We start from the raw sequence: 17,544 nt of genomic DNA on the forward strand, positions 1-17,544 counted from the left end.
AAGCTTGGACGCGCTTGTAATTATATAGGCCTTTTTAATTTATTGGAAACGCAAATGCGATCAAAAATCAGCCCCCTCAGTACCTTTTTATACCCCGTTAGATAAATCACTAAAATACATCGGAACTCGAGATATTAGCATCAGATATCGTATTTCGTGTATTTTTTAAAAATATACGGGCCAAATTGATACGTTTCTTTTGATCGGCTGAAAGTGGATAACGTTCATCATGGACAAAGGTGTCCAGACCATTCGGAAACTCCCAGGCAAAGTCCAGTACCATGGCTTTCTCTGCTGCAAGAATTACGTCCAACTTACTAGCTAGGGGATTGCCCATTTTGATATTATTATAAATGCTATCAGGGAGCAGCTGGCTGTCTATATCCTGAATTAATGACAGCTTAGTTTTAATTTTTTTCTTTTGCATGTGCTTATTTGTATTAGATAATTAAGAATCATTCTAAATAAATTTGTATTTTAGCCAAAGATAATAGGTGTAGTGCCATTGTTGGGTATGTAATGAGGAGTAAAAAGTCCGTGAAAGGGAATAGTTGAAACTTAAAGAAATATGGAATGGGATTAAGACTTTATGATATTGATTCGGCTAGTTTATTGTTGGAAAAAAACTATCCACAGACTTTCTTTTCAATCGATGCCGGTATTCAGGAATGCGTCACGCAGCTGGGCGCTCCATTTGGTGATGGCTATTACAAAGAGATCTTTTTTGATGGAATTCATATTGGCTTTGGTCATGCAAATCTGTATGAACGGATACTGTTTCGTTTTGAAAGTGACTTTGAGACGGTTGAAATGCATTTTGCATTGAAGGGTAGAAGTCGGGCAGCTGGGGAGACATTAGCCGCTACCATAGATTTTGAAACTTGCCAGCACAATATCCTTTACGGCAATTCGATCTGTGGCCAGATGCAATGGGAACGTGAAGAATTCCAGTTATGTGAGATAAATTTGTCTCCAGATTTTTTTAAGAAATTTCTACCCGATAATTCCATCTTATTTAATGACTTCAGAAATATTATTGAAAAGGGGAAATCTGGCTTATTGACAGATATTAATAGAAGAATTACCCATGAAATGCATGCTCTTATTGATAGTATCATAAATTGTGAACGTAAGGGTGTGTTTAAAAAAATATTTCTCGAAGCCAAGATCATGGAATTATTGCTGCTTCAGTTGGAGCAGTTAGCCGACAACAGCATCTCCAATACGACCCTCAGAAAGCCTGATGTTGATAAAATCTATGCGGTCCGAGAATTTTTACTGGATAATATGGATTCAAACAATACGCTTGTCAACCTGGCCCATCTGGTCGGGACAAATGAGTTTACATTAAAGAAGGGGTTTAAGGAGTTGTTTGGTACGACAGTTTTTGGTTTTTGGAATGATGCAAAAATGGAACATGCCAAAAAGCTCATTTTAGACAAAAACATGACCATTGGTGAAGTCTCTGATGCCATTGGGTATAAAAATCAGCGTCATTTTTCCGATGCTTTTAGACGGAAATTTGGATTTCCACCAAGTAAATTAAAAAAGACACACAGATAGTTTACCCGACCTACAATGCGGGCTAAGAATAGCTATTAAAAAATTGATAGATCATTTATCCTTAAATTTTATAAAACCATGGGTAGAGCTGAAGCGAAAATTATACAAGCGGAATTGACTGTTAGTCGAAAAGAATATGTGACCCCACATTACATCCGGATTTATCTGACAGGAGAAGCTGTCCCAGAAATCGCGGACACAACCATCGGTGTTAACAATAAGATTCTGATTCCCCCTATGGGATTGAATAAAGTCTATTTTCCGGAATTTGATTTTGAAAAAGGGCAATGGAAAACCATGGACGACAGTATTCGGCCAACGGTGCGTACATATACGCATCGGGGGATAGATCTTCGACGTAACGAAATTTGGATAGATTTCGTTGCACATGGGGATGAAGGCCCCGCATCTGCCTGGGCAATAGGATCAAAGCCGGGAGATGTATTGGGTGTCCTTATGAGAGCTGGTAAGACCGAACTATTTCCACTGACAGACAACTATCTATTAGCGGGCGATGCAACGGCACTTCCGGTATTAGGTGCGATATTGGAAAATTTACCGACATCAGCAAAAGGAACCTGCATCATCGAGGTGCATGGCCGGGAGGATGTACAAAAATTATATACAAAAGCGAATATAGAATTTATCTGGTTGCATAATGATACTCCACAGGAAGGTAGTCTGCTGGCGGATCTGGTGAAGATAAAGTCTCTTCCTCAGACGGATCGCTTTGCTTATATTGCTGCAGAGTATTCTACCGTTCGGGAGATACGCAATTACTTGCGCAACGATCTTGGATGGAAGAGGGAGGAACTCTATGCCTATTCTTATTGGAAAAGCGGTGTTTCAGAAGATAAATCTGCCGGTGAACGACACAACGAGAACGAGGAGGTCAATTCATAAATAAGACAAACTACGAGACCACTGCTATCGCCTCATTGCTTTCGCTAATCTAGTTTTTCAATTTTTTACTTCTGTTTATCATGAGATAATGGTGAAAAGAATCATTTTTTTGACATATCTATTGTGACCTCCGAGTATATCTTAGGCAAGAGATTTGTGTCTGTAGGATCAAAACAGTATTTTTATGGTTTGGCGATGAGCGATAACGGGAAAGATACATTATGATGCATATGGAGGAGCAAAAAATTATTCTGGTTGAAGATGAGCAAGACGTTGCGGATTTGATCATACAGGGATTGGGCGAAGAAGGTTATAAAGTCATTCATCTGGGGCGTGCCGAAGGGCTTGAGCAACTATTAGCCAAACAAGATGTAGCACTTGTTCTTTTGGATATTCTTTTGCCGGGCACCAATGGACTTGATATTTGCAAACAGATCAGACATTGGGGCTATACTGATCTGCCTGTTATGATGCTTACGGCACTCGGAACCCCTGAAAACGTTGTCCTTGGTCTTGATAATGGCGCTGATGACTATCTTTCTAAACCATTTAAGTTAATCGAACTTAAAGCCCGAATACGTTCATTGATTCGTAGACAGCAATCCATTGTTCAGGCGACCCAACGCGAAGCACAACCTCCAAAAGATACATTCAGTTATGGATTTCTAACGATTGATGATTATAAGAAAGTTGCCTATTGTGAAGGTCAAGAACTTAACCTGACCAGTACAGAGTATCGTTTACTTTTATTATTTATTCAAAGCCCCAAGAAAGTATTTGAGCGCAGTGAGTTACTGGATAAAATATGGGGAATTAATTTTGATATCGGATCAAATGTCGTTGATGTATATGTTAATTACCTGCGGAAGAAGATCGAGAAGGTAACGAGCAAAAAGGCCATTCATACCGTTATCGGAATGGGCTATGTGTTAAAAATCGAAGACTGAATAGATTAAGAAGACTGAATAGGTTAAAATGAATAATTACAATAGGAAACTCATCTATCTAATAGCAATATTAGTTATATATGTCAGCTGTTTCGTTGGCTTTATCTTTTACTCCATCACAAACTTTGCTTTTACCGATTTTTATAAACGTCTGGATCTACGAAGAAATATTGCAGCAGAAAAGTTCCTCAATAGTAAATCCGCTTCGCAAACAGATCAATGGAGCCTGGATTTTATAGAAAGCCTGAATAATCAGCATGAATTTTTGGTTGAATTTGATAAGAATGGAAAAATTGTTCAAAGCCAAGGATTCTATTCTGAATTGTGGGATAAAATCAACAAGAACGGAACATCAAACTTTAAAGCAGGGCACCAATTCTATTCGACAAAGTACTTTTCAAAAAACAATAAGCATTATATCGTCGGTGCATCGGCGGAAAATTACTTCTATACACATCACCTTGCCTATCTCCGCAATCTGCTTATTATTAGTCTGATTTTGGGTATTCTTTTTATTTTGGTGGTTTCTGTCTTCATGAAACGTTCATTTTTAAAACCTATCCTGACCATGATGAAGGAAGTCCAGCAGATTGGTTCTGAAAATCTGGACAAGCGTCTGGATGATGAGAAATATAAGGGGGAGCTCCATGATCTGGCATTTACATTCAACAGTATGCTGACACGTTTGGAAACCTCTTTTGAAACCCAGAAAAATTTTATCAGCAATGCTTCACACGAATTGAATACACCCCTGACATCGATTATAGGGCAGGCTGACTTAGCGCTGTCCAAAGAAAGAACAGTTGAGGAATATCAACGTACCTTATGTAAAATTATTGAATCTGCGGAGCATTTAGAAAAGAAAACCAAGGCGCTTTTGATGTTGGCCCGCACTGGTTTTGTAAGCAATTCGACAACATTTAATCCTGTTCGTATAGACCAGATTGTTATGGATGCCGAGTTGACTGTTAAAGCCATCAATGATAAATTTAAAATTACAACAGATTTTAGTTTGCTGCCCGATGACAGTATGCGACTCAAAGTCAATGGAAATGCTATTTTACTCCAGCTTGCATTATCCAATATCATTAGTAATGCCTGTAAGTATTCCTCCAATAGAACTGCTTATATCGCCTTGGGAGCATTAAACAATAAAGTGTTTATCCTAATAAAAGATAAAGGTATCGGTATCCCGTCAAAAGAATTGGGGTATATTTATGATCCTTATTTTAGGGCATCCAATACCAATGGAATAGATGGATACGGCATTGGCCTGCCCCTGGCGAGAAATATAATTAAGCTCCACGGCGGGACATTAAAGGTTAATTCCGTCGTTGGGGAAGGCACAACTGTAGAGATTGAATTGCCAACATACATTCGGTTTTAATCCCGTTTTAATTTCCCCGTTATTTTTAATCTCATTTTAATAAGTCTCTTAAAATTCTAATGAAAAGCTAATTCTAGCTTCATTCCGTTGCCATGTGCACCCATTAACTTTGTTGAAAAAATAATTGGGTATGGCAAAAGCGACACGAGTATTGATTCCAAGTGATTTTACAATTGATTCACTTTTTTTTGTAATCCATAGTATTGAGCAGTCGAAGGCTGAGCAGCTTGACGTTATTTTGGTTTATGGAAATAAAAGTAGTACCTCAATCAGCGAATTATTAGGAATCACACTGGAGGACCAACTCAACGACCTTCAGTCAGAGGATTTTTTGAAAGCTTGCCAGATGATCTGCCACCGATACGAAAATCGTAAACTGAATATCTATGCAGATATTATCGGTACCGACAATCCTAATTATTTACATCATTATCTGAGTGGAGCGAGAATTGACGAGGTCAAGATTCCGACAGATTATCAATTTGAAAAAAGAACAAGACATTTCTTTGATGTTGGGCAGGCTTTGTTGCACCTCAACGAAAGTAAGCGTAGGCACGTGGCCATCGTTGAAAAACCGGCAACGCACAAAACTGGAAGCAATGTCTTGGGGGATTTATTTTTTAATAAAAAATGGGATGTTAACTACTAAAAGAAAAATACTGGCAAAATTCAACTTTGTCTTTTTGGCATTGTTGCTTTTTGGGGCATCAGCGATGGTCATGCTTTATGAAAACCCCGAACGACTTCTAGAAGGAGAGTGGGAAGAACAGGGCTGGTACTTTGAAAAGGTGGAGAAATCGCCAACCTTCAAAAAACAGGCGATTATCCATGAAGGGATCAAAGATGCCGCCATCGCGCATTTGCCGCCATTACAGGATGGCCTATGGCATTTTGAAAAAATGGGTCAAAAGAATTTTGTGGCCCATCACAAGGATAAGCAGTATAACTGGTTTTTGAAAGGAAGAGGACATATCCTTGAGCTACGAAAAAATAACGAACTCGTGGAAAGTTTCGTCATACAGAAACTGAACAAAAATCAGCTGGTCCTGCATCTCAACCTGGATATGCAGACCAAGGGAATAGCACGTATCGTGCTGAAAAAAGGAGGAAAGGAAAAATATGCTAAGAAAATATAGCAATCATAGGACAATTCAAGATAATATAAAACTGGGAGGACTAACGGCATTTTCTGCTGGTATGGTCAACGTCGCTTCAGTTATTGTATTTTTTTCCTTTACATCTAATGTAACAGGATATTATGCCGTTTTTGCACAGGAGATCGCAAAAGGAAACTGGTATCAAGGTGCTGTCGTTTTGTTTTGGATACTGTTGTTTTTAATTGGAAGTATGCTTTCCAATTTGATTATCATCCATGGTAAAGGAAAGTTCAGTGCATACCTGACCCATTCTATACCCTTGGTGCTGGAGATATTAAGTATTTTGTTTGTCGGGATATATCTCGATGTTTTCTACGAAGATTCACTCAAGGAAACCGAGATATTGGTCGGTGCGCTATTATTTGCGATGGGTCTGCAAAACGGATTGACAGCGAGTATATCCAATTCAGTTGTAAAGACAACACATTTGACTGGATTAACAACTGATCTGGCAATCTTAATATCCATGTTTACCAAAGAAACGAATAGGACAAACAAAGCGTTGGTTGATAAATTTCACTTGTTGCTGACGATTGTGACAGGTTATTTGTTGGGAGGTTTACTCAGTGGAATCTCTTTTAATTACTTGTCCAATAAGACATTTTATGTGGTTTGTTTTGTATTGCTGATTATTGGTCTTTACGATCATTATAAACTATATCTGCTCAAAAAACAATTTGTAAAACGTCATCGGGAAGTATTGGTTTCCTAGCTTTTCTCGTTTGTAGATTATAAATAAGGCCAATCATATCTTTGTATGATTGGCCTTATTTATATGATTTTATCTAAGCTGTAGGGGAAGTCCTCGTTCATCAGCTGTCTATAGTTGAGACAAAACTGTTGAAATTTAATGCGGGCTTCATTGTGCTGATTTAAAGCAAACATCGCTTTCATTTCGGAAAATAATGCTTGTTCATTCAGCGGATCCAATAAGAATATCGTATGCGCGATCTCAATGGTTTTTTTATGCAGATGTGCAATGTCAGTTTTACGAAGTTCTGCCAGTAAAATGGGTAATAAATTTTGTTCAACCTCGGTCTTCAATGTGTCAAACACAGGCAGATCCAATCCCTGTAAGAATTTACCCCTTTGAATGATCTGAATTAATCTACTTTCATAAGTGCCTGAAGGATTTGTTCGCAATTGGATGTAATCAACGTAATCACAATAAAACTCAGCGCGCTGTTCGATAAGGAATCTTCCCTGCTTGTGTACAAGTTCAATTCCTGCAAACTCATTTAGCACTTTTCGTAAATGATTGATCGTGACTCCTCTTGAGTTCTTTACCTTATCTTCTGATTTGTCGGGCCACATGATCTGACTGAAATATGGTGAACTAATGCCAGTGCTGTTAGACAGGATAAGACAAAAAGCTTGTTTCAGCTTTGTACTGAACAAATAGGAGATATCTCGTTTGTTGCGGTCAAAAGCACGGAACTCACCAAATAGAAATATTGCATTTGCCCGTACAAACTCGTCTTTTTGAATTGTTTGTATGATTCCAGTATCTGCTATTGGCGGAACCTGGAGGACTGTATTTTTAGTTACGTTTGTTATTTTTCGCTTTTGTCGGCCTCGTTGCCAAAGGAAAAAGAGGCCAACTCCACAGGCCGTAGATAACAACAATAGTAAGAATACCTTGCGGTTGGATCCAGATGAGGAAAAGCCATTTAATTCGTTGGGGGTTATTGGCGTCATATTCAACGAATAGACTTTTAATGTTGACTGTATATCATCTTTTGATTCTTGGACCAGTACCAAAAGCCTACCCAATTGTTGATCATAATAAAGCTGGGCATGTGTACTTATTTTGTCTGAATAGATCGGAACAGAGTCCCCTAGGATATCAAAACTTCCATCTTTGATAGAAAAGCGATACAATTGGATATTGGACTTCGTCAGATATTCTGGATAACATAAGGCGTAAAAGTGGTTGCTATCAGGGAACACCAGACCACGAGCGGGTACGATATGTTTATCCTTCCAAAGGACATCCCATTTTTTTGTAATTTCTTTGGTGTCCAAATTTATCTGATAGAAATCATAGAGGTATTTTCGGCCCACAATATGCTCGCCGGATTCATTCCCCATACCCCCAAAGATATAAGCGATTCGATTATTGCTCCCTTGGCCAGCCGAAAGAAAATAGCGTGGGAAAATTTTATCGCCTGTCCATCCGTCAACAGTTTGCCATTTGCCGGAATCTAAATCATATCGGTCAAACTGGCCGCTATAGGCCATGTTTCCATAGCCACCGAAAATGTAGAATTGTCGCTGTTGTTCATCATAAAAAGAACCGTGATGATTTAATTCTTTCTTCATCAGGTCGTCACTTTCGACTTTCCATTCGAAAGTTTCCAGATCCAGGCTAGCTACCGTAGGGCCTTGATAAGGCTGGGTATAGAAAAGTTCATAGACATACAGTTTATTTGTCGTAGCGTCTATAAAATTGTTTGCTAAAACCAATTTTACAGGACATGGTTTCTGAAAGGCCCGTTTTTTTGTCTGACTCGTCTTTACATTGTATATGGTTATGGAATCTTGATTGAAATAATAAATCTCTTTGGTCCGGTGATTGTAGTTGGAACCAGCCTGCGATAAGGAACTGCTTGCAAAGAGGTTTTTCCATTTGTAAGAGTCCACAATGAGCCAGGTTGGGTTGGCGGCATAACCATAAGCGCTGCCATTTTTATCGTGGACGATATGACCTTTGCTTTCTTTTAATGGGAATAAATAGCTTTTGGCTGTATTTCCAATCTGCACATTTTTGATTGACATGGTCGGAACATCAATCAAATAATCACTTTTTCCAAAAATCACCTCGGGATTATACTGAGATGGCAGTTTTACTTTTGGCGATTGAAAAATCTGATTTTGTATCTGAAGCTTAAATAATTGCTTTTGCAGGTCGAAAGTCAATTGAATCGTGATCCATTCCTCCTTGAATAATAGTTGCTGGTTTATTTTTGCGATGATTAGACTGCTTTTACCTTCTTCGTTCAAGCGGAAAATACAATTACCAGCCTCCTCATCGTAAAATAAATTGTAAACCGTGTTATTGTCTTTATTCTTGACACGGAAAATATTGCCCAAAGAATTTGATGAATAAATGGAAAGTTGAAACTTTAGCGTAAACTCCTGTTCAAAAGAAACAGCTATTTTGTCAAATAACTCGTAGGAGGTACGTTTGTCTATAGGCTCATGTCCACCTCTAAATTTGAGACCCTGGGATTGGGAAAGTAGGGGCATTAAAAGCAAAAAAATAATATATAATATACAGGGTCGCATAGCGCAATCAAAAAAAAACTTAAACCAATAGTTATCGACAAAGACCTATTCAAAATAATTTGTCCGCTGTCGGCTTTTTATGAAATATAGTAACGGTTAGTATATCCCTTATCAATATCTTACAGGACTTAAAAGTATGCAAAAAAATGCGCTCAATAAAATAAAAGCTATGTTACAATTGCTGTTTGTATTGACCTCCCAACTGATGGGAGGTAAGGAAATAAAATAGAGGGTTATCGTTTTATTTTTGCATTTTAACCCATTTATAACCCAAAAATTAATCAGTCTAATTTACCTTGCGTTAGAATTCCTGCCAATATTTTCGGCAGAAATTCGAACTAATTATAAATCGAAATCTTACTTATGAAAGTCTTTAAAAAGCTGCAATTTATTTTTGTTGCTTCCGTATCCATGATGATGGTGCGGCAAGTTCAAGCTGAAACCCAAATTTCTTTTTCCGTTGACAATATCAAAAGCGATCAGGCTCGGCAGGATCAAAACTTAGTACGTGCGATGGCGCTCTTGGACCGGTCAATGGAAGTTTATTTCTCCGCAGACGGACAGTCTATGCATCGTTTCTATAATCCCGATACGAAGGTGCGCCCAGAAGAAAAGGCCAGTGTGTGGATGTACTCAGCTTCGATAGAGGCTGTCAATGCGATCTTACATGGACTTAAAGCTCAAAAAGAAAGAGGAAATCATAACCTATTTGACAAACATTACAAGCGTTACGCGGATTTATTGGCCCAGCTTCACGAAAATGCCGCTTATTATTTAGGAACATTTAATCTTGTTTCTTTTACACAGACCAGAGACTGGACAGTATATGCTGTGGATCGTGCAAAAGCAAAGGGTGCAGCAAATGCAACTGGGGTATTAAATGTCTATGATGATCAAATGTGGTTAATTCGGGAACTGATTGAAGCCTATCACCTGACAGGAAAAGAGCGCTATTTAAAGGAGGCGGAATACCTAACCACCTATGTATTGGATGGCTGGGATTGCACCCTAAATGATAAGGGTATTGAAAATGGTGGAATTCCCTGGGGACCGGGCTATGTGACCAAACATGCCTGTAGCAATGCACCTATGATCAGTCCATTGGTTTGGCTACATGAAATCTATAAGAAAAAGAACGATCAGATCACATCCAACTATATCGATGCCGGGGATAGGCAGTCGCGTCGTTCTAAAATGCTGCGAAAAGCTGATTTTTATTTGGATTTTGCTAAAAGGATTTATGCTTGGCAAAAAGATCATTTATTGAACAGTAAAGGTGTGTACGATGATATGATGGGAGACTGCTATCCAGATTGCAGTATTGTCTACGAAATCGTCGATGGTATAAAGTATCGCAAAAATACCCAATTAAGGAAAGCCGTTGGAACCTCATTTTCCTATAACAGTGGAACCATGATTTCTGGGGCAGCTGATCTGTACCGTGCGACACAATCTAAGATCTATTTGGAAGATGGAAAGAAGCTGAGCGATGCCAGTTTTCAATATTTTGCCAAACTAGGTTCACAGGTGCCCGCGCATTATACTTATGCTTCCGATGGGTTCAATAATTGGTTTAATGGCGTATTACTAAGGGGATTTTTCCAGATTTCTCCAGTCTTCGAAAAAGCCAAAAGTTATATGGACTCCTTTCAACAGAATTTGGATTATGGATATACCCATTTTTTACGTTCCGGTTTATTGCCGCCGGATCTTCTTGGGGGATGGCATATAGACAAAGACAAAAATAATCTGGAGGGAATGTTCATGTTCACCTATGCGGCACAGTATGCAATGTTGTCCCAATATGAGATCGAAAAATAGCAAGATGAGCAAAAAGATCAACTTAAACAATTGTGATACTAAAAACGAATACCAATAAAACTGGGCTTGCGAGCCTATAAAATACATCAGATAGCTTAATCACTATTTAAAACCAAATTATAAATATGAAAAAGGATTTAGGGAAATCAAGGCGGCGACTTAGCACACTGCTTGTGCTGATGGCGCTGGGTATTCCGTCCATGAGTTGGGCGCAGCAGAAAAATGTCAGCGGAAAGGTGCTTGATAGTAACAATAAGCCTATCGCTGGGGTAACGGTTTCTGTTCAGAATGCGGGTACACGTGTGGAAACTACTACCAACACCGATGGTAGTTATACGATCGTAGTTCCGGAAGGGAAGAAGCTTTTATTTAAATCGCTAGGTTTTAGTGCGAAGGAAGAGATTACAGATGGGAAAACCACGATTAATGTTGTCCTGGAAAACGATGATACGCAATTGGAGACCGTTGTTGTCGTCGGTTACGGTACGCAGCGGAAGCAATCGCTGACTGGCGCTATTGCTTCCGTGAAGGGGACGGAAATGAGGCAGACGAAGAATGAAAACCCACAAAATATGTTGGCGGGACGTATCCCCGGTGTTCGCGTATGGCAGAAAAGTGCCGAACCGGGAGCATATAGTGCCAATTTCGATATACGTGGTCTCGGAGCTCCATTAGTTGTGATCGATGGGGTACCACGTACAAGCGAAGATTTTCAGCGCCTAAACCCGAGCGATATTGAAGAGGTTTCGGTTCTAAAAGATGCATCCGCGGCTATTTATGGGGTGCGGTCTGCAAATGGTGTGGTGTTGGTCACGACAAAAAAAGGAAAAGAAGGGAAGACCACAGTCAGTTATAATGGCTCCTATACTTTTCAAAAGCCTTCTGGCATGCCTGTATTGGCCGATGCGATCAGTGCAATGACGATCTACAATGAGAAATCCATGAACAACATCAATGGTGGAAGTCCAGTGTATACCGAAAAAGACTTTGAGGATTTTAGAAATGGAACAAGACGCTCGTCGGATTGGACTTCATTAATCTTTTCAAAATATGCACCACAGACACAACATGATATTAGTTTTTCAGGTGGAAGCAATAAAGTGCAGTACTATATTGGTGGTGGCTATTCCTATCAACAAGGCTTCTTTAAATCAGGTGATCTCAACTACAATAAATACAATTTGCGTTCGAATATCTCAGCAGAATTAGCCAAGGGGTTGAAATTGGATTTGAACATCAGTGGGATGGCCGATCAGCAAAATAGTCCCTACACAAGTTCGGTCGACATTATTCGAAACTATTGGAAACAGGGCATGTTGTTTGCCGCGTATGCAGATCCCGAAAATACCTTATTAAATTATGAAGGTCTAGATTTGGAACAAAATACCGTGGCGATGATGGATGCGGATATTTCAGGCTATCGCAAATTCAAAAAGAAAACCTTTCAATCCTCAGCTGCATTGAATTATGACCTGAGTAATTTATCTCCAATTCTTCAAGGGTTTTCCGCAAAGGCATTGATTGGTTACGATTACCGTGCAGATAACAATTCCATGTTCAGAAAGGAATATTATCAATATGCTTTGAATAAAACGACCAATAAATATGATCAGAAACTCTATAACTTGAGTAGCCCAAATCAAATGAAACGGGAGTTTTTTGATAAACAACAAGTCTTAGGTCAGTTGATATTGAATTACGATCGTACATTTGGTGATCAGCATAAAGTATCGGGACTTGTGGGATGGGAATCACAAAAGAACGACGGCGATAACTTCTATGGACTGAAAAATCTTGCTTTTGGCTCCGACCAATTGCTCGCAGGTGTAGAAGATGGTCAAATGACCTCCATGTATGGTGGTATCAGTGATTATTATAATGAAGCAAAGTCGGCCCTGTTTGGACGGGTTAATTATGATTTTGCGGGCAGATATATTGCCGAATTCCAATTTAGATACGACGGATCCTCCCGTTTTGCCAAAGGACATCAATGGGGATTTTTTCCCTCGGCTTCTTTGGGATGGCGGATATCCGAAGAACCATTTTTCAAATCTATTGACGCGCTTTCCTTTGTCAATCAACTAAAATTCCGGGGTAGCTATGGCGTGCTAGGGGATGACTTATCCTCTTCTTGGGATTTTGGTTGGGTACCCGGGTATGTTTATCCTGCGACGAGCGGAAATGCTGAAAATGGCTACAATAATCAATATGCACCAGGATATATTTTTGGTGATAAATATATCACAGGCGTGAGTCGGAAGGCTATCGCCAATGAATCAATTACTTGGTATAAAGCGAAAACATTCAATGTTGGTTTAGATTTCGAGGGATGGAATGGGCTGTTTGGTTTTACATTGGACTATTTTGAACGCACACGATCGGGGCTATTTCAACGTCGCACGAGTGAATTTCCAACCGTGATCGGTGCAACGGCTCCGATGGAAAATGCCAATAGCGATCGCCATATGGGATTAGAATTGGAACTGAAGCATCGCAATAAAATCAACGATTTCTCATACAATGTTCGAGCAATAGCGACTGTGACCAGAAATAAGTACCTGACCGCCGTCCAAAATGGCCCCTATAAAAACTCGTATGACCGTTGGCGCAATGACAACTTCAACAATAGATATCAAGGGATTCAATTTGGTTATGAATCGGCTGGAAGATTTGAGAATTGGGAAGATATTTGGAGTTACCCGATTTATAAGGAACGTGATGTCTTACCTGGAGATTATAAATACCTGGACTGGAATGGAGATGGCGAAATTAACGGTCAGGACGAACATCCTTTTGCATTCGACCAGACTCCGTGGCTTAACTATAGCATGAATCTCGAAACAGCTTACAAGAATTTCGATATGAATATATTGTTTCAGGGATCGGCTTTGGGCTCTATGGAATACAAAGAACCACTTTATGCGATCTGGGGATCGAATGGTGGCGGAACGTTGGAGCAGTATCTTGATCGCTGGCATCCTGTAAATCCTTCCGCTGATCCCTACGATCCGGCGACAGAATGGGTGAAAGGCTACTATGGTTTTACAGGTAGATACCCGAAATCAAATTCTGAATTCAATCGGGTGAGTACATCCTATTTACGCTTAAAAAGTATAGAATTGGGCTATACCTTTTCAAATTTAAAACCTTCGTCATCCATGCGTCTCCGAGTTTATGCCAATGCCTATAATTTATTCACGATTACAGGTGTACGATTTGTAGACCCTGAGCATCCTGATGATAACCTAGGTCGGATGTATCCATTGAACAAGACTTATTCACTGGGTTTATCACTTACTTTTTAGCATTCACTAAAAAATATTGCAATGAAAAAAATACTCATTATACTATCACTAGTTAGCTCAATCGGACTTACAGGTTGCGCTGATCTAGATATTACACCTAAAAATATTGTAACGGATCAAGACCTATTGAATACACCAGCTGGTATGGATATTTATATGGCCAGGATGTACAGCTTAATGCCTTTTGAAGATTTCAAATACATGGCACAATGGGGGATTGAATTCAATGGCTGGTTGGCAGCCATAGGCATTGAAGGAACCGGTGAGGCTGTGACCCGGGATGGTATCAGTACCTCTTTTACCGGTGAAAGGACCGCTTATTGGGGAAGAGCATTTGAATTGCTCCGTGATGCAAACCATCTGATTGAAACCTTGCCCAATTACCGGGACAAATTCTCAGAAGAACTTTATAATCATTACTTGGGAGAAGGATATTATGTCCGAGCGACCGTATTTTATGCGATGGCTAGACGTTTTGGGGGAATTCCTTTGGTGACCAAGGAACTACAATACCCGAATACATTGGAGAACTTGGAGATACCCCGTTCGAGTGAAGAAGATACCTGGAACCAAATCTTGAAAGATTATGATGAAGCAATCAAATTAATGCTTCCAAAAGGCCCTAAATCTGGCTATTCCAATAAATATGTTGCGCTTTCTTTTAAATCAGAGGCGATGCTCTATGCGGGTAGTGTGGCCAAGTACAACGAAACGGTTTCTGGTCGACTGACAGGACTAGGTCGAAAAACGGGTGTCCGCGTCATCGGATTTGACGCCAGCACAGCAAAGGCAGCATCACAGAAGTATTTTTCAGAAGCTTATTCGGCTGCACGGCAGGTGATGACAGCAGGGGGCTATTCACTCTATAAAAAGAAATGGGCAGCGAACGATAAGGAGGCACAATATCAAAATATGGTGGATATGTTTAGTGACCTCAGTAGTCCTGAAAATATCTACGTCAAAGAATATGTCTATCCAACGTTGACACATAGTTTTGACGCCTTTAGCTCGCCTTTCACATTTAGATCTCCACTGTCGGCGGGTACCTGTCCTACAGTAGATTTTATGGAATTGTTTGATGGATTTGACAAGTATCCCGATGGAACAGTCAAAGTGACCACTGGACAAAGCAACAGGGAAGGGGAATATAAGCTGTACGACAAACCGATGGATTTCTTTAAAAATGCGGAGCCTCGATTACGTGCCTATGTTATTTTTCCGGATGATATTTTCAAGCAAAGAAAAATGGATATACGAGCAGGGGTTTATACTGGTCAAACTCCTGTAAAACCTCTGTTTACAGATTATTCCTATGCAACAGCTGACACGCGCTATCAACAGTTGAGTGCCTACACAGGATCACCAAAAACCTTGTATTTGAGTCCAAGAGATGGTAGCGGACAACAAACAGTGGATTACAATGGACAAAAAATGAATGCCGCTGGCAACGAAGGACCATTCTTTGATAATGGTGAAGCAACCTTAACAGGCTTTTATGTCCGTAAATGGCTCAATACAAATCCAGCAAAAGAAGTTGGAGAAGGAAAGTCTGACCAACCTTTTATTTTGATGCGTTACGCGGAGGTATTATTGAATGCGGCCGAAGCAGCGGTTGAACTGAAAATGTTGGGTGCTAGTCCGGCAGATGGAAGCGATCTACTGCAGACAGCAACGACCGCCGTCAATGAAATTCGTACACGGGCAGGTGCAGATCTATTGGCAGGCACGATTTCAGGGGATAATATAGGCAGAGATATTGTTCGAAGAGAGCGTCGCAAGGAACTAGCATTTGAACATAAAGCGAAATGGGATTTACGTCGCTGGCGTGTACTGCATTTTGAAGGCCGGGACGGTTTCTGGGGAACACAAAAGGATAAAAATCTATACAGTAACAACGAGAACTTTAGGTTCAGAGGATTGTATCCGTTTTTTTCCACAGCAACAGGGAAATATTTCTTTGATGCACGGTTTCAATGGGTAAGCACCAAAACGTTTCGGTACACACCGGTAGACTATTATTTTGAAATACCAGGTGACGAGGTGGCTAAAAGTCCAAAAATAGATCAGCAGCCTAATCGATAGACAAGAAATTGTGCTGAGCATGTTAGTGTTCCAGCACAGCTTGTCGGAAGGAGTGAAATTTAATAAAACAATAACTGGTGGAACTAAACTTTAAAAGTCCGGGCCACCACTAAACGTATAACAAATGAAAAATAGCATTTTAAGCGCATTGGGCATACTGTGTATGTTGAGTTCGTGTAGTCTTTTTGAGGCTGATAACTACGAAGCCCCCTCCGTGGAATTGAAAGGCATAGTCGTGGACGCACAAACGGGGACTCCGGTACTGACCGATCAGGGTAGTGAAGGCATCCGAGTTCGATTGACCGAGCTTAGTTGGGGAGATAATGTGGAACACAATCCTGACTTCTATTGCATGTCTGATGGAACATTTCAAAACACAAAACTGTTTAAGGGAAATTATAATATCACCGTAGATGGTCCTTTTATTCCTTTGGTATGCACCGACGGAGATGGTAAGGTACTGTCAGACGATAGCAAAAATATGGAGCTGAATGGTTCACATGAAATAAAAATGGAAGTTCACCCCTTTCTTAAAGTGGAATGGGTTGGCGATCCAGTTGTTGAAAATGGAAAGATAAAAGCGAAAATCAAGGTCACCCGTGCTGTAACTGAGCAGTTTTTTCGCGATAAGATCGAGCCACTAGGAAATTATAATCCAGATTTTTTAAATGTTACAGATATACAGCTCTTTGTTAGTTATTCCGCTACGGTTGGATATCGTGCACGAGATGAACGCTGGTCGAGCAAAATCGAATACAATGGCGACAGCTTCAAGACAAAGTTGGGGCAGGTTATTGATATTGTGTCTACTGGCGAAATTCCCAAAGGACGTACGGTCTTTGTTCGTGCAGCCTCCCGTATCAACTATGATACTCCCCGTGGAACGGGCAACCGTAGGTGGAACTACAATGAAGCCAAACGGGTGGATATCCCATAAAAGAATTGAACCGTCCTGTTTAAGGTCTCTTGGATGAAAATGAATCTTAAATAGGGGGTTCCATTTGGGCAAATCATAAAAAGAACTAACCTGCTCATTTAAAATAACAATTACAGATGCTCAATCAATAATTATTTCTAGGTGAAAAATAAAC

13 protein-coding genes are annotated in these 17,544 nt (G+C 39.9%); 11 read left to right on the forward strand and 2 right to left on the reverse strand.

Annotation, left to right across the window (positions count from 1 at the left end; genetic code table 11):
- Positions 1–109: 109 nt before the first annotated feature.
- The gene (locus M2408_RS13380; RefSeq protein ID WP_259182579.1) at positions 110–427 is read right to left on the reverse strand and encodes a hypothetical protein; all 318 of its coding nucleotides are present in this window, start codon (positions 425–427) and stop codon (positions 110–112) included.
- A gap of 146 nt (positions 428–573) precedes the next feature.
- Here M2408_RS13380 and M2408_RS13385 point away from each other — a divergent pair, with 146 nt between their 5' ends.
- The 7 genes from M2408_RS13385 to M2408_RS13415 all read left to right on the forward strand — a co-directional run bounded on the left by M2408_RS13385 (position 574) and on the right by M2408_RS13415 (position 6,669).
- On the forward strand, positions 574–1,563 hold the full coding sequence (locus M2408_RS13385) for an AraC family transcriptional regulator (protein WP_259182581.1): 990 nt from the start codon (positions 574–576) through the stop codon (positions 1,561–1,563).
- A 78-nt stretch (positions 1,564–1,641) separates the two neighbouring features.
- Positions 1,642–2,466 carry a siderophore-interacting protein gene (locus tag M2408_RS13390; protein ID WP_259182583.1) on the forward strand — a complete coding sequence of 275 codons (825 nt, stop codon included), beginning with the start codon at positions 1,642–1,644 and terminating at the stop codon, positions 2,464–2,466.
- A gap of 221 nt (positions 2,467–2,687) precedes the next feature.
- A complete protein-coding gene (locus M2408_RS13395; protein ID WP_259182585.1) occupies positions 2,688–3,413 on the forward strand; it encodes a response regulator transcription factor in 726 nt (241 codons plus the stop codon).
- Between the two features lie 28 nt (positions 3,414–3,441).
- Entirely contained in the window at positions 3,442–4,800 is a 1,359-nt protein-coding gene (locus M2408_RS13400; protein ID WP_259182587.1) for a HAMP domain-containing sensor histidine kinase, read from the forward strand.
- A gap of 130 nt (positions 4,801–4,930) precedes the next feature.
- Entirely contained in the window at positions 4,931–5,449 is a 519-nt protein-coding gene (locus M2408_RS13405; protein ID WP_259182589.1) for a hypothetical protein, read from the forward strand.
- Positions 5,436–5,936, forward strand: coding sequence for a hypothetical protein (locus M2408_RS13410; RefSeq protein ID WP_259182591.1), 501 nt, complete (start codon positions 5,436–5,438; stop codon positions 5,934–5,936). The genes M2408_RS13405 and M2408_RS13410 overlap by 14 nt, the downstream gene beginning before the upstream one ends.
- On the forward strand, positions 5,920–6,669 hold the full coding sequence (locus M2408_RS13415) for a YoaK family protein (protein ID WP_259182593.1): 750 nt from the start codon (positions 5,920–5,922) through the stop codon (positions 6,667–6,669). Before M2408_RS13410 ends, M2408_RS13415 begins: the two co-directional genes overlap by 17 nt.
- Before the next feature lie 59 nt (positions 6,670–6,728).
- Here the strand turns inward: M2408_RS13415 and M2408_RS13420 are convergent, their stop codons facing one another.
- Positions 6,729–9,206 (reverse strand): kelch repeat-containing protein, encoded by a 2,478-nt coding sequence (locus M2408_RS13420; protein WP_259182594.1) that lies wholly within the window; start codon positions 9,204–9,206, stop codon positions 6,729–6,731.
- A gap of 402 nt (positions 9,207–9,608) precedes the next feature.
- Here M2408_RS13420 and M2408_RS13425 point away from each other — a divergent pair, with 402 nt between their 5' ends.
- From M2408_RS13425 to M2408_RS13440, 4 genes are all read left to right on the forward strand, one after another.
- Positions 9,609–11,066, forward strand: a complete 1,458-nt coding sequence (locus M2408_RS13425; RefSeq protein ID WP_259182596.1) for a glycoside hydrolase family 76 protein — start codon at positions 9,609–9,611, stop codon at positions 11,064–11,066.
- A 125-nt stretch (positions 11,067–11,191) separates the two neighbouring features.
- Positions 11,192–14,371 carry a TonB-dependent receptor gene (locus M2408_RS13430; RefSeq protein WP_259182597.1) on the forward strand — a complete coding sequence of 1,060 codons (3,180 nt, stop codon included), beginning with the start codon at positions 11,192–11,194 and terminating at the stop codon, positions 14,369–14,371.
- A 21-nt stretch (positions 14,372–14,392) separates the two neighbouring features.
- Positions 14,393–16,453, forward strand: a complete 2,061-nt coding sequence (locus M2408_RS13435; RefSeq protein ID WP_259182599.1) for a RagB/SusD family nutrient uptake outer membrane protein — start codon at positions 14,393–14,395, stop codon at positions 16,451–16,453.
- A 124-nt stretch (positions 16,454–16,577) separates the two neighbouring features.
- Positions 16,578–17,390 carry a DUF3823 domain-containing protein gene (locus M2408_RS13440; protein ID WP_259182600.1) on the forward strand — a complete coding sequence of 271 codons (813 nt, stop codon included), beginning with the start codon at positions 16,578–16,580 and terminating at the stop codon, positions 17,388–17,390.
- Positions 17,391–17,544 lie beyond the last annotated feature (154 nt).

The organism is Sphingobacterium sp. BIGb0165 (assembly GCF_024810095.1).
Classification (GTDB): Bacteria; Bacteroidota; Bacteroidia; order Sphingobacteriales; family Sphingobacteriaceae; genus Sphingobacterium; species Sphingobacterium detergens.

What these genes read in the sequence shown, in the direction of transcription:
- M2408_RS13380 (WP_259182579.1), bottom strand. Translation starts at nt 427, where the DNA reads ATGCAAAAGAAAAAAATTAAAACTAAGCTGTCATTAATTCAGGATATA.
- M2408_RS13385 (WP_259182581.1), top strand. Translation starts at nt 574, where the DNA reads ATGGGATTAAGACTTTATGATATTGATTCGGCTAGTTTATTGTTGGAA.
- M2408_RS13390 (WP_259182583.1), top strand. Translation starts at nt 1,642, where the DNA reads ATGGGTAGAGCTGAAGCGAAAATTATACAAGCGGAATTGACTGTTAGT.
- M2408_RS13395 (WP_259182585.1), top strand. Translation starts at nt 2,688, where the DNA reads ATGATGCATATGGAGGAGCAAAAAATTATTCTGGTTGAAGATGAGCAA.
- M2408_RS13400 (WP_259182587.1), top strand. Translation starts at nt 3,442, where the DNA reads ATGAATAATTACAATAGGAAACTCATCTATCTAATAGCAATATTAGTT.
- M2408_RS13405 (WP_259182589.1), top strand. Translation starts at nt 4,931, where the DNA reads ATGGCAAAAGCGACACGAGTATTGATTCCAAGTGATTTTACAATTGAT.
- M2408_RS13410 (WP_259182591.1), top strand. Translation starts at nt 5,436, where the DNA reads ATGTTAACTACTAAAAGAAAAATACTGGCAAAATTCAACTTTGTCTTT.
- M2408_RS13415 (WP_259182593.1), top strand. Translation starts at nt 5,920, where the DNA reads ATGCTAAGAAAATATAGCAATCATAGGACAATTCAAGATAATATAAAA.
- M2408_RS13420 (WP_259182594.1), bottom strand. Translation starts at nt 9,206, where the DNA reads ATGCCCCTACTTTCCCAATCCCAGGGTCTCAAATTTAGAGGTGGACAT.
- M2408_RS13425 (WP_259182596.1), top strand. Translation starts at nt 9,609, where the DNA reads ATGAAAGTCTTTAAAAAGCTGCAATTTATTTTTGTTGCTTCCGTATCC.
- M2408_RS13430 (WP_259182597.1), top strand. Translation starts at nt 11,192, where the DNA reads ATGAAAAAGGATTTAGGGAAATCAAGGCGGCGACTTAGCACACTGCTT.
- M2408_RS13435 (WP_259182599.1), top strand. Translation starts at nt 14,393, where the DNA reads ATGAAAAAAATACTCATTATACTATCACTAGTTAGCTCAATCGGACTT.
- M2408_RS13440 (WP_259182600.1), top strand. Translation starts at nt 16,578, where the DNA reads ATGAAAAATAGCATTTTAAGCGCATTGGGCATACTGTGTATGTTGAGT.